Raw genomic sequence first — 13,881 nt, forward strand, 5'->3', positions numbered from 1 at the left:
TTTACCGAAAATATCAAAAGCAGTGAGCTTAGACTATATTAAGCTCACTGTTTTTTCTTTACAGCTAGGTGTAAAGAAGGGATTTATGTAACATTAGGAAAATATTGGATTAAATATATTGTTTGCTATGTAAACTTTTTGTTTATGGATATTAATAATACTAATATGTTATATTATAGACGAAATTAATATATTATGTAAATTATGGGAGATAGTATTTATGCGTAAATCTATAGTGTATCGTATTTTGTTTATTCTTATTTTTTTAACCTTTATTTTCACATTAAACACAGTACTAAGTGGAGTAACAAATTCTCAGGTACATCTATCGGCTAGTTTGATTTCTGATTCTTTTGTCAGTCTTGAAGCCGAGCAGGTAAAGCTAAAGAATGATATGGATCAGATTCATTTGTCGATTAAGACATACATCTTAGGCGATAAAAGCAGCACTGCAGAACAGGTTTCACAGACAATTCAACATTCAGTGAAGCAAGCAGCTTCTAGCAACAATAAAATTGAAGCTATTTGCGATAAATTTTCTAGCAAAGCAATGAACAGCACTCTTCATGATGCTTATGCACCATATAAGTCTAATATCAAGACCTTACTGAAGCAGGCAGAAGCCATAGCAGAGAATATTAAAAGCGGCAACATTACGTCTGCTGAGCAGCAAAACAAAGATTATGAGACTTTATCAAACTCAATGATGAAATCGGAAAGCGATTTTCAAAAGATATTAAATGGCAGAATCGGTCATGAGGTTGGACTTGTACATTCAAGGGTTGACAGGTCAACAGTCATTATCTGGGTTATGGCAATTATATTCATAATATCTGCTGCCTTAGCTTTCTATATTTCTATGAAGACAATAATTATTCCTTTGAAAAAGGTAAACAGCAGTCTGCGTGAAATAATCCGAAAGCTTGAAAAAGATGACGGTGATTTAACTGCACGCATTAACATCAAATCCGAGGATGAAGTCGGGCAGATGGCAAAAGGTATAAATCGCTTTTTAGAAACGCTGCAACATGCGATGATTTCAATAAAATCTGGTTCAAATACCATCAATAAATCTACGGAAGTCATAAGCAAACATATATCGGAAAGTAAAGATTCTACATCCAGCGTATCAAATGCGTTAACTGAGCTTTCGGCAAGCATGGAAGAAATCAGCAGTACTTTACAGACAATTGGAAATGGTACACAGGAAGTTCTTTCATCTGCTAATATCATTGCAGATTCAGCAGAATCAAATTCTGAGCATGTAGGAAATATAGCCCACCGTGCTGAAAGAATCCGAACTCAATCTAATCAGAGTAAAGTTCAGACACAGGGCGTTCTTCAAAACATTGAAAAATCTATGACTGCTTCAATAGAGAGCAGCCGTTCTGTTGGAAGAATCAGTGAACTTACTGCAAATATTTTAAGTATCTCTAACGAAACTAATATGCTGGCCCTAAATGCTTCCATAGAAGCTGCAAGAGCAGGGGAGGCGGGAAAAGGTTTTGCTGTCGTTGCCGACCAAATACGAAAATTAGCTGAGAGTACTCAGAAGACGGCAAATGATATTCAAAATATCAGCAAATTGGTCTTAGGTGCTGTAGAAGAGCTTGTAGGAAATTCTAATGAAATTATGTCCTATATAACAGAAAAGGTGCTGCCTGATTACGATGGATTTGTAGAGGTAGCTAACAGTTACAAACAGGATGCAGATGTGATGAATGAAATGCTCACTCGTTTCAGCTCAGAATCATCCGACTTAAGAAGCATTGCAACGAATATAACTAATGGAATCCAAGAGATTTCACAGGCAATTGATGAAAGTGTAAATTTTGTTATTCATTCTAGTGAAGATACAAACACATTGTTAACATCAATTTCAAGCATTACAGATGAGGCTGCTAATAACCTTGAGATTGTCAAAAAGCTGAACAATGAGGTTAATAAATTTAAAAAAGTGGAATAAGCTCAAATGTCAAGTGCCTGGCACTTGACATTTAATTATTTTGTACAGTAAATTTCAATTGCCTTGGAGATAAATTCGGCAGTTCCGTCACAGTTACGGTCAATATTTTCCTTAAAGCGCTCATCGCCAATGTACATTGTGCCTAAGCACTGCAAAATTTCGTTTGTGCAGTTGTAGAAGTTATCTGTAATAAAATTCTGCCATTTTTTAACAAGAGTTTGAACTTCACTGCTGTCTGGAGCTTTATCAATATTGTCTGCAAACGCTTTTAGTATATATTTGCCTTCTTCATTTATTTGCTGCCACTGTTCTTTATTGTATTTGCTAGTTCTTTTTTCGCTTTCAGCATAAGCATCAGTTTTACTCCAACGCTCTTTAACTTCTTTTTCATACTTTTTTTTCATATTTTCAATTTCTGTCATATCAAATTCTTTAAAACTCATGTTTACCTCTCCTTTTATTGAACTATCTACAAGCTTTATAAGCTTATCAATTCGTTCACGTTTTTTAATAAGCAATTCCTTTTGTTTTTTTAGTGCTTCAGATTTATTAAATGATGGATTGATCATAATATCTTTAATTTCAGTTAGCGGAAAATCCAATTCTTTAAAGAATAATATTTGCTGCAGCACAGCAAGAGCTTCTTCACCATATAGCCTATATCCCGTTTCAGTAACCTAGCTTGGTTTAAGCAGACCTATCTCATCATAATAATGGAGTGTTCTAACGGTAACTCCTGCTATTTTTGCTAGTTCATTGATTTTCATCTCATTTCATTTTTCTCCTTTCGTCTTAGTATACTTATACAATACACTATTACGTAACGTCAGAGTCAATAGCAAATTGGTTCTTAAATATTAAATTCAATAGTAAATTCCTGTTTCAAGAAGTTTGTCTTGCACTATAATTAATATGTACATTGTAAGCCGGTGCAGAAAGGGTGTATAATATTTCTAGAAATTTAACAGATATGAAGTATTTTCTATTGTTGTAAATAAGTATTCTATAAATAGAACAAATATTATTTCTAGTAAACTTATTAACTAAAGGAAGTATTTATAAACAATATTTTAATATAGGAGGCGTTGTAAATGGGAAAAGTTTTAATGGAAAGAAAAGATGTAGATAAAGCACTTACCTGGGATTTATCGGCCATTTATTCAACAGATGAAAAATATGAGGCAGCTGTAAATGAGATGAAAGAACTTGCCTTGAGTATTGAAAAGGCCTATAAGGGTAAATTGAACACTGCAGGGAACATTAATGAGTGCTTAGATGAAATGAGAAAATTAACTGAAATATTGTATCTTACAAATTCTTATGCAGAGCTTTCTGTTTCTGTGGATTACACGAATGATGAAAACCAGGAAAGAGCTTTTAAATTAGCCAATATAACCTCTGACATCCAAAGTAGAATGAGCTTTATCGATAGTGAGATTATTGAGGCTGATGAAAAAATTCTTAATGCTGCAATAAGTGAATCAAGGGAAAACAGCAACTATTTAATGAATATAAAAAGAGAAAAGGAACATAAACTTCATCCGGAAGCAGAAAGAGTATTAGCAGCTTTATCGGGAACTTTAGAAGCGCCTTACAGCATTTATGAGCAGGCAAAGCATGCAGATATGGATTTTAAAAGTTTCACAGTAGATGGAACAGAATATCCTCTTGGTTATGCACTTTTTGAAAATGTATATGAATATGAAAATGATACAAAGGTAAGAAGAACTGCTTTTGAGAAATTTTCTGCAAAATTAAGAGAATATCAATATACTACAGCTGCAGCTTATCAGGTGCAAGTGCAAAAGGAAAAAACTATGGCTGCACTAAGAGGTTTTGATTCAGTAATAGATAGTTTGTTATTTCCGCAAAAGGTTGATAGGAAACTATATAACAGACAGATAGATTTGATAACTGAGAAATTGGCGCCTCACATGAGAAAGTATGCAAAATTGCTTAAGAAAATACATAAATTAGATGAAATGACTTTTGCGGATTTGAAGCTTGCGGTCGATCCTGAATACGATCCTAATGTAACTATAGAAGAATCTAAAAAGTATATTGAAGGTGCTTTAGCTATATTAGGTGAAGATTATCTAGAAATGGTCAAAAAAGCTTATGATGAGAGATGGATTGACTTTGCACAAAATAAGGGAAAATCTACAGGAGGTTTCTGTTCAAGTCCTTATGGAACTCACTCCTTCATATTATTATCCTGGAGTGAGAAAATGTCAGAGGTATTTACCTTAGCTCATGAGCTTGGACATGCAGGACACTTCAAGTTATGCAATGAAAACCAAAATATATTTGATACGGATGTTTCTACCTACTTCGTAGAGGCACCTTCTACGATGAATGAGCTTCTTATGGCTAATTATCTTCTAAAGAGTAATAAGGATAAAAGATTTAGAAGATGGGTTTTATCTTCAATGATTAGTCATACCTATTATCATAATTTTGTAACTCACCTTTTAGAGGCTGCATATCAAAGGGAAGTTTATAGAATAATTGATGAAGGCGGAAGCGTTCAGGCATCAACACTTTGTGAAATAAAGAAGAGTGTCCTCGAAAAGTTCTGGGGAGACGACGTGAAAATAATTGATGGTGCAGAGCTGACTTGGATGAGACAGCCTCATTATTACATGGGACTATATTCCTATACTTATAGCGCAGGACTTACCATAGCAACAGAAGTCAGCAATAGAATCTTAAAAGAAGGGCAGCCAGCTATAGAAGATTGGAAAGCAGTCCTTAGAGCAGGTTCAACAGAGACACCAGCAGAACTTGCAAGAATGGCGGGAGTAGATATAACCACTGATAAACCTCTTCTTGATACTATTGATTACATTGGCCGTATAATTCAGGAGATAATTGAACTTACTGATGAAATAGAAGAGTAATCTTAGTAGATAAAAGCAGTTGTCTGAATAGATGACTGCTTTTACCATTAATACTATACAGAAGTGTCTATGCCCGTACCCCTTAATGTATCTACTGCCATTTTTGCAGAAGATGAGGAAGAAGGATTATTGTTGTTTAAAACATTAGAAATTTGAGCTTGCTGTGAAACTCCTTGTATTTCGCTAACACTCTTCAGCTGTGAAATCTCCTTGCTTAACTTTGAAATCAGTGTTTGAATTGCATTTGCTTCATGAGTGTTACTTTGCTTTATAGCTTGTTGAAGCTCTACGTCAAATGAAGACAACTGCATTTCCAACTGTGATATTTTAGTGTTAACCGAAGAATGATTTTGTGTTGAAATAATCATTGATGTATCCATGTTGTCGCTTCCTTTCTTTAAATATATACATTTTACATATCGTCTGGAAAGTTTTACACTTTATGGCTTACGTGTGATAAGATATATAATATAAACAATTGAAAAGAGATAGGCTGAAAGGATTATTGAGATGAAAATTGAACGACTAATAGGAATACTATCAATTTTACTGCAGCAGAAAAAGGTGACAGCACCTTACTTGGCAGAGAAATTTGAAGTATCAAGACGAACAATTAATAGAGATATTGAAGATATATGTAAGGCTGGAATTCCAATTGTTACAACCCAAGGGCAAAACGGAGGCATATCAATAATGGAAGGGTACTGCATTGATAAAACCCTGCTCACTTCTTCCGAAATGCAGTCAATTTTATCTGGACTTAGAAGTCTTGACAGTGTGTCAGGTACCAATAGGTATCAGCAGCTGATGGAAAAGCTGTCTGTAGGTGAGTCTTCGGTGCTGGCTTCTAATAACCACATAATAATTAACTTGTCTTCTTGGTACAAAGATACTCTTGCTCCTAAAATAGAACTAATTCAGACAGCAATTGAGAGAGCAGAAAAAGTAAGCTTCACTTATTATTCCCCCAAAGGGGAAAGCAGGCGAACTATTGAACCCAATATGCTTGTATTCCAATGGGCATCCTGGTATGTATATGGATATTGCACCAATAAGCAAAGCTTTCGCTTGTTTAAACTTAACAGAATAATAGATTTAATCAATACCGGTGAAAAGTATGAATTAAGAGAGGTATTACCTCTAGATTTATCTGCAAAGCGAATCTTTCCTGCTGAGATTACGATAAAGGCAGTTTTTGAACATGAGATGAAATGGAGATTGATTGAGCAGTTTGGCTTATGGAGTTTCAAGGAACAGCAAGATGGTAAATTGCTATTTTGTTTTGATTTCGCGGATAAAGAATATTTATTCACTTGGCTTTTAAGTTTTGGAAATAGTGTGGAACTTTTAGAACCTGAGGAGCTTAGAGAGGAATTTATGCAAATTATTAATCAGATAAGTGATAAATATAGAAGATGACATACAGATGTCATGTTTCCTTTGATATAGTGTGTGTATCGAAAGGAAGAGAGGTATTAACTATTATGGAATATGAAATTGTTAATTTAGAAGAAAAGATTATTGTAGGGTTGTCGGCACGCACCAACAACATGGCGCCAGACATGGGAATAGTTATAGGAGGGCTATGGCAGCAGTTCTATTCAAACAGTGTTTATGAGGCTGTTCAAAATAAAAAGAATGATAAAGCACTTGGAATATATACGGATTATGCAGGAAACGAAAAGGATGATTACACTGTTATAGTTGCCTGTGAGGTAACAGACGCTGAGGCTATTCCAGAGGGAGCGGTTAAGGGAACAATACCAACAGGAAAATATGCAAAGTTTATTGTAAAAGGTGATATGCACAAAGCAGTAGCAGCTTTCTGGCAGCAGTTATGGAATATGAACCTGCCAAGAAACTTTATCTGCGATTTTGAAGAGTATCAGAATAGCGATATGGAAAATGCAGAAATACATATCTATATCGGGTTGAAGTAGTATAATTTTGTGAAATGTCAAGTGCCAGGCACTTGACATTTTATAATTTGTGATACTTTTTATCTTGTCAGTGGAGCCAATATAACTCTTTTATGCTATCATATTATTAATGGCACCTTAAATAGCAGTAATAGTTTTCCTAGTTTAATTAACAATTATATTGAAGAGTTAATTTAGGATGGCAAGTGATAGGAAGGGGATTTTAATGGTAAGAAAAATTGTGAAAGATATTTTATTTTTGGGACAGAAATCAGTACTTGCAACGCAGGCAGATGCAGCAGTTATTGATGATCTGCTTGATACCTTGAAAGCGAATGAAGCTGATTGTGTAGGTATGGCTGCAAATATGATAGGAATAAACAAACGGATTATTGTGTATAGCGTGTGCGGTATTGGAATACCTATGATTAATCCAGTTATTATAAAGAAATCTAAACCCTATGAAACCCAGGAAGGATGTCTATCTTTAACTGGTGTTAGAAAGACAATACGATATGAAATTATAGAAGTTGAGTATATGGATAGGAATTTTGCAAAGCAGAAACAGACGTTTTCCGGATGGACTGCACAGATTATTCAACATGAGATTGACCACTGTGAAGGAATTGTGATTTAGTGGTGGAGTCAAATTAAAAGGGGTACGATTCTATTGAAAAAAAACACGTTATTAGATAGCTATAAAACCATAGTGGATAGTATTAATAAATTGCAATTAAAATGTATAAGTGATAATGAACTTCTAGATAGATCAAATAAACTAAAGGAACAGGCACTTGGTGGAATAGAAACAGATAAACTTATTATAGAAGGTTTTGCACTGGTTAAAGAGGCAATTAGAAGAACATTAGGCTTTGAAGCTTACGATGTTCAATTGCTAGGTGCAATAGCTCTTAACAATAATAATTTAATAGAAATGCAAACTGGAGAAGGAAAAACCTTAACAGCAGTATTTCCAGCTTATTTGAATGGACTATATAAAAAAGGAGTACATATTCTCACCTTTAATGATTATCTTGCGCGTAGAGATGCATTATGGATGAAGCCTGTGTATGAAATGCTGGGATTATCTGTGGGGTTTGTTCAGGAAGCAATGGAAAGGAAAGAAAAGAGAGAAGCCTACAATTGCGACATTACTTATGTTACTGCTAAAGAAGCAGGCTTTGACTATCTCAGAGATTCTCTTTGCTATGATAAGGAAGATTTAATTCACAGACCATTTTATTATGCAATTGTAGATGAAGCGGATTCCATACTTATAGACGAAGCGAGAATCCCGTTAGTTATAGCTGTAAGTACTGAGGAAAAAGGGAATAGTCTTCAAAGAGTTAGTAGTGCTGTAAGGGTATTAAAACCTTTAGTTGATTATAAAACTGATGAATATTCCCGAAATGTATATCTAACAGAGACAGGTATTGAGCATATTGAAGCTGAATTAGGCTGCGGAAATCTTTTCGAAGAAGGAAATATAGATTTATTTGCACAGGTAAATAGTGCACTTTTTGCAGAAGTACTTCTTCAAAAGGATGTAGACTATATTGTAAGAAAAGACAAAATTGAAATGGTGGATGAATTTACCGGTCGTGTTGCGGAAAATAGACATTGGCCTGACGGGCTTCAAGCAGCGCTGGAAAGTAAAGAAAATATAGAAATTCAAGCTAAAGGAAGAATTATGTCTCAGATAACGCTGCAGCACTTTATACAATTGTATGATAATTTAGCTGGTATGACGGGAACAGCTTCAGATGCTGCAAATGAAATCCTTGAATTTTACGGTATGGAGGTTGTTGTAATTCCACCCAATAAACCATCTATCAGGCGGGATTTAGAACCATATGTATTTACACATAAAGAGGCAAAACACAAAGCCTTAGTAGAAGAAATTGAAAAGGTGCATGCTACAGGGCAGCCAATACTTATAGGTACAAGCAGCGTCAAAGAATCTCTTTATATAGCAGCTCAATTATCAAATATAGGGGTTAAGTGCCAGGTATTAAATGCTAAAAATGATGAATTGGAAGCTCATATTATTGAAAATGCAGGAACTCTCGGAGCAGTCACAGTATCCACTAATATGGCTGGCAGGGGAACAGATATATTATTAGGCGGAATAAAAGGGGAACATAGAGAAAAGATAAAAGAATTAGGCGGCCTATATGTCATTGGAACTAATCGCTATGAAAGCATAAGGATTGATAAACAATTAATGGGAAGAGCAGGCAGGCAAGGGGATCCGGGAGTTACTTGCTTTTTTGTAAGCTTAGAAGACGACCTTATGGTTAAGTATGGAATAGACAGTGTTATTCCTAGGAGATTTCAGCCCCAAAGTCAGGAAGAGCCTCTATCAAATCCAATATTTAAAAAGAAAATAGCCCAAGTTCAAAGGATTGTTCAAGGTCAAAATTCAGATTTACGAAGAGAGTTATATAAATATTCAGATATATTAGATAGGCAAAGACAGCATATGTATAATTTACGTATGGAAATACTTAATGATAAATTTGAGGATAATCTTTTACAGGATAATTTTGTTAAGTTACATGATGAGCTTAAGCAAAAACATAGTGAAATTGAAATCCAAAAATTTATAAAAAATATAAGGCTTTTTCATATGGAGCAGTGTTGGGCCGATTATCTTGAGATGGTATCAAATTTGAAGGAAACTATACATCTTGAAGCTATTTCTGGAAAAGATCCATTAAGAGAATTCCAAATGAGATTAGTAAAGGAATTTCAGCTTTTACAGGAAATCATAGAAGAAAAAATCAAGGAAGATTACGAAAAACTTGAAAATTCAGAGATAACCTTTGATGAGATTAGTGAGAGATGTACGCCTTTAGAATCAACATGGACATATCTTGTTAATGATAATTCATTTTTTGATAAAGTAGGAATGATGCTGTTAGGCATGGGCGGAGGTGCAGCAGCAGTGGCAGGTTCAGTAGCTGCAATAGCGATTACTGTTGAAGCGGTTATTAATAAATTTTTTAGGAGAAAAAAGTAAATGTCAAATTGTCAAGTGCCAGGCACTTGACAATTCTTATTTCCCTAAATCCTTTTTTAGTTTTACCATCATAAAGCTAAGTAAAAGCTTTGAACAGATACTTTCGTCATCAAGATTGATCTGTGTTAAGTCAGAGATTTTATTAATTCGATAAAGCATAGTATTTCTGTGAATATGCAATTTCTCTGCTGAAAGATGGGTATCGCGCATTAAGTTAATATATACTTCGAGAGTTTCAAGATAGGTTGTGTTATTCTTAGCATCATATTCCTTTAATTTATAGATAGCAGGATGAATATAGCTTAATTCATCCATTTCCTTTATTGCATAGGTAAGAATTGCAGCTGAAAAGTAATCATCATATAGATGCAGCTTTTGCTTTGGTTTAAGAAGCTTACCCAATTCTATAGCCTTTTCTACTTGAAATCTATAGTTTGGCGTCTCTAATATATTAGAAAAAAAACTGCTAAGGCTATATGGAAAATCCATGGAGGAGAGTTCTTTTTTTATCTCATCTGAAATTTCCATAATCTTTTCCTCACTATGCACTGAAGAAAATAACAAAAAAAGAGTACCAGCTAGAATTGTTGAAAGCATATTAGGATATTTATTATTAAGCTTACTTGCAAGATACTGTAAGATACCCGTGGAATCTTTGTTTTCAGCACAGATTGCTGCAAGCACATAATCACCCTTAAAAATATATTTAAAATCAGTTCTCCAGCTCTCAAGCTGCTTTTCGTAGATAAGGATACCATTTAATAAATCTCTAAAGAATATTTCAACCATTGGATTTTTCTGCGTGTTAAGCTTTTTATTGGAGGAAAAGCTTATGGTTAGTGCTTTCGCAGCTATTGATAGCGCTTCAATATACTCTTCTTTATATCTGTCTTTAGGGCACAGCATAGCTATATAGCCAGTCACCACATCGTTTATTCGTATTGCTCCACAGTAATTTGGAATGCCAATTATTCCCCAATCAATGTAGATAGGCTTGGCACTTTTGCATACTTGGTCAATGTATTTATTTTCATAAAAAGACCATATAAGTTCCTCTGATGCACGTTTTTTATTAATAATTGAGTCCCATATTGTATCTTGAAATTGAGTGTTTGCTGTGGCAGCAAGAATGTTATAGTCAGTATCGATTACCATGAGTGGCAGCTTTAGTACCTCATAGGCTGCATCAACAATTGTCTGAACATTTCCTTTGAGCATAGCATTAAATATTTTTTCGTAAAACAATTCGAAATCCACTTAAACAACCCCTTGCCATCATTAAGTATAAGTATTAAATAGTATTATTATAAATGCATTTGTGCAAATTCACAAGTATTATATCTATTTTTGTGAGTACCAACATTGACGATATAACCAGGTGTTGGTAGAATTCAGATATACGATAGTTAAAAATTCCACAAAGAACTATGGAGGTATATTTATGAATTATAACAATCTCTTTACACCATTCAAAATAGGTAAAATGGAAGTGAAAAATCGTCTTGTCTTTTCACCAATGGGAACAAATTCATCACATATTGATGGAACTATAGCAAATGATGAAATCGATTACTTTGAAGAACGAGCAAAAGGCGGAGTAGGCCTTATAATCATGGGATGTCAGTTTCTAAGTAAAGAAATTGCACAGGGTTCCCTTGAAGGAATCCTTGAACAAACTTATGTAATACCTCAGCTAACTACTGTCTGCGAGGCTGTACAAAGATATGGAGCAAAGATTATTGCCCAGATCAGCTGCGGAACAGGAAGAAATGCATTTCCTAACATGCTTGGGGAACCACCTATGTCAGCATCACCAATTCCTTCAACTTTTAATCCTGCTGTAAACTGCAGACCAATGAGTTACGAGGATATTCAGGATGTTATGAAGAAATTCGCAAATTCAGCTAAAATAGCTAAAGATGCGGGCTTTGATGGAATCGAAATTCATGGACATGCTGGATATTTAATAGATCAGTTCCTATCACCAATCTGGAACAAACGTGAGGATGAGTATGGTGGAACTCCTGAAAAACGTACACGTTTCGCTAGAGAAATTGTGCGTTCAATTAGAGGTGCTGTTGGCCCTGATATGCCAATATTATTCCGTATTTCCCTTGACCATAGATTCGAAGGCGGACGTACTCTTGAAGACAGCATGCCGCTTATCAAATTGCTTGAAGAGGAAGGCGTTGATGCAGTTGATATTGATGCTGGTTCCTATGAAACTATAGATTATATATTCCCTCCTGCATATCTTGGAGATGCATGCATGGATTATGTTTGTGAACCTGCACGAAAGACAGTTAATATACCAATTTTAAATTCTGGTAACCATACTCCAGAAACAGCAGTAAAACTAATAGAGTCTGGTAATGCTGATTTTGTAATGTTCGGCCGTCAGCTTATTGCTGATCCTGAAATGCCTAATAAACTTATGAACGGTTTACGTGAAGAGGTTAGACCTTGCATAAGATGTAATGAAGATTGTATAGGAAGAATTGCAGGAAGACTTACTAAATTAAGCTGCTCAGTAAACATTCAAGCCTGTGATGAAGCAAGATTTGCCATAAAACCTGCAGCCAAAGCTAAAAAAGTTGTAATTATCGGAGCAGGTCCTGCTGGTTTGGAAGCAGCAAGAGTAGCAGCTTTAGAAGGACATAATGTAACAGTATTTGAAAAGGAAAATGTTATTGGCGGACAGCTAGCAGCTGCGGCTACACCAGCATTCAAAAGTCAGCTTAGAAGGCTTGTAGGCTGGTATGAACTTCAATTAAAGAAACTTGGAGTTGACCTTCAGCTTGGAAAAGAGATACATGCTGAAGATAAAGCGCTTATGGATTGCGATAACATTATTGTAGCTACTGGAGCCGTTCCATTTAATCCACCTATAAAAGGAATAGATTCTTCAAATGTTATAAATGTAATTGATGCTCATAAGAACAAAGAACTATTAAAAGGTGAAAATATAGTTATCTGCGGAGGTGGACTTTCCGGTTGTGACAGTGCACTTGAGCTTGCAACTGAAGAAGGTAAGAATGTTGCCATTGTTGAAATGATGGATTCAATTGCAAAGGATGTTATGTTTATAAACAAAGCAGCATTAATTCCTGCACTAGAAAAAGCAGGAGTAAAAGCCTATACAAGCTGTAAGGTTACATCAATAGATGAACAGGGAGTTCATGTTGAAAAAGCTGATGGAACTTCAGAATTAATCAAGGCAGATACAGTTGTTACAGCTTTTGGTATGAGAAAGAATAACAAACTAGCTGAAGAGCTTAAAGCTAAATACCATATTAAAACAAGAGTAGTAGGAGATTGTGAAAAAGTAGGAAAGGTTGGCACTGCAATCCGTATGGGATTCTTTGCAGCTATGAGCTTATAAAATAAGGGATGAGTGACCTCTGTCGGCTGAAAAATGATTCCGACGGTCACTCATCCCTTTAACCGACTCTATGCATTTGCAAAGTATTATTTTCCATATTACTTCTTACAAATTACTTTTCTTGTTTATTTATTTCATAGTATTTACTAAAGAGTTGTCCTTATATTACTTCGTAAATTATATAGTTACATCCTTTTTGTTTAATGCTCATTTTTGCCTCTTGGTTTGCTTACTCATCTATGTTATCGATATGAAATATACCTATCTCTTTATAATGCTCTAGTTTGTAGTTCACAACATTTAAGCTGGAGTTAAGATTTTCTATTTGAGATAGAATGTTTGCCTTGTGTTCTTCAAGTATTTTTTTTCTTTCTTCACAGGCAGAATTGCCCTTTAAACACAGTTTCATAAACTCCTTTATTTTTCCCAGAGGCATACCGCTGTTTTTAAGACAGCAGATTAATTGTATCCAGCTTATGTCCTGTTCAGTATATTTTCTTATGCCAGAACTTGTCCTCTTTAATTGAGGAATCAAACCTTCCTTATCATAGTATCTAAGTGTATAAGTTGTTAAATTTGTTCGAGCTGCAACTTGTTTAATAGTATATTCCAAAGAAAATCCCCCCAATTTTGGTACATGTATAAATCAAGTTTCGATACAGAAAACCTATTAGTTTGACTTAAAGCTAACT

The 13,881-nt window shown here is 34.8% G+C and carries 10 protein-coding genes and 1 pseudogene; 7 read left to right on the forward strand and 4 right to left on the reverse strand.

The features are described from left to right. The first annotated feature begins 220 nt into the window (after positions 1-220). The gene (locus CLORY_RS08380) at positions 221-1,966 is read left to right on the forward strand and encodes a methyl-accepting chemotaxis protein (protein ID WP_079423215.1); all 1,746 of its coding nucleotides are present in this window, start codon (positions 221-223) and stop codon (positions 1,964-1,966) included. A 35-nt stretch (positions 1,967-2,001) separates the two neighbouring features. On the opposite strand, the pseudogene CLORY_RS08385 reads toward CLORY_RS08380, so the two are convergent. Further along, positions 2,002-2,733, reverse strand: a pseudogene (locus tag CLORY_RS08385) (MerR family transcriptional regulator). A 324-nt stretch (positions 2,734-3,057) separates the two neighbouring features. On the opposite strand from CLORY_RS08385, the gene pepF reads away from it, so the two are divergent. After that, entirely contained in the window at positions 3,058-4,866 is a 1,809-nt protein-coding gene (gene pepF / locus CLORY_RS08390) for an oligoendopeptidase F (protein WP_079423217.1), read from the forward strand. 53 nt (positions 4,867-4,919) lie between these two features. Here the strand turns inward: pepF and CLORY_RS08395 are convergent, their stop codons facing one another. After that, a complete protein-coding gene (locus tag CLORY_RS08395) occupies positions 4,920-5,246 on the reverse strand; it encodes a hypothetical protein (RefSeq protein WP_079423219.1) in 327 nt (108 codons plus the stop codon). Between the two features lie 130 nt (positions 5,247-5,376). Between CLORY_RS08395 and CLORY_RS08400 the strand changes: the two genes are divergently transcribed. From CLORY_RS08400 to secA2, 4 genes are all read left to right on the forward strand, one after another. Continuing rightward, the gene (locus tag CLORY_RS08400; RefSeq protein WP_079423221.1) at positions 5,377-6,285 is read left to right on the forward strand and encodes a helix-turn-helix transcriptional regulator; all 909 of its coding nucleotides are present in this window, start codon (positions 5,377-5,379) and stop codon (positions 6,283-6,285) included. 65 nt (positions 6,286-6,350) lie between these two features. Next, complete coding sequence (locus CLORY_RS08405; protein WP_079423340.1) at positions 6,351-6,806, forward strand: GyrI-like domain-containing protein; 456 nt, start codon at positions 6,351-6,353, stop codon at positions 6,804-6,806. A 205-nt stretch (positions 6,807-7,011) separates the two neighbouring features. Further along, positions 7,012-7,422: a peptide deformylase gene (locus CLORY_RS08410; RefSeq protein WP_079423223.1), complete on the forward strand. Its 411-nt coding sequence runs from the start codon at positions 7,012-7,014 to the stop codon at positions 7,420-7,422. A gap of 33 nt (positions 7,423-7,455) precedes the next feature. Beyond that, positions 7,456-9,807: an accessory Sec system translocase SecA2 gene (gene secA2 / locus CLORY_RS08415; RefSeq protein ID WP_169911569.1), complete on the forward strand. Its 2,352-nt coding sequence runs from the start codon at positions 7,456-7,458 to the stop codon at positions 9,805-9,807. Between the two features lie 36 nt (positions 9,808-9,843). Here secA2 and CLORY_RS08420 read toward each other — a convergent pair whose 3' ends face one another. Continuing rightward, entirely contained in the window at positions 9,844-11,064 is a 1,221-nt protein-coding gene (locus CLORY_RS08420; RefSeq protein ID WP_079423227.1) for a PucR family transcriptional regulator, read from the reverse strand. Positions 11,065-11,248: 184 nt separating this feature from the next. On the opposite strand from CLORY_RS08420, the gene CLORY_RS08425 reads away from it, so the two are divergent. Next, complete coding sequence (locus CLORY_RS08425) at positions 11,249-13,189, forward strand: NAD(P)/FAD-dependent oxidoreductase (RefSeq protein ID WP_079423229.1); 1,941 nt, start codon at positions 11,249-11,251, stop codon at positions 13,187-13,189. 229 nt (positions 13,190-13,418) lie between these two features. Here CLORY_RS08425 and CLORY_RS08430 read toward each other — a convergent pair whose 3' ends face one another. Then, positions 13,419-13,802, reverse strand: coding sequence for a MerR family transcriptional regulator (locus CLORY_RS08430; RefSeq protein ID WP_079423231.1), 384 nt, complete (start codon positions 13,800-13,802; stop codon positions 13,419-13,421). Between the last annotated feature and the right edge of the window lie 79 nt (positions 13,803-13,881).

This window comes from Clostridium oryzae (assembly GCF_002029235.1).
GTDB lineage: Bacteria > Bacillota > Clostridia > Clostridiales > Clostridiaceae > Clostridium_AE > Clostridium_AE oryzae.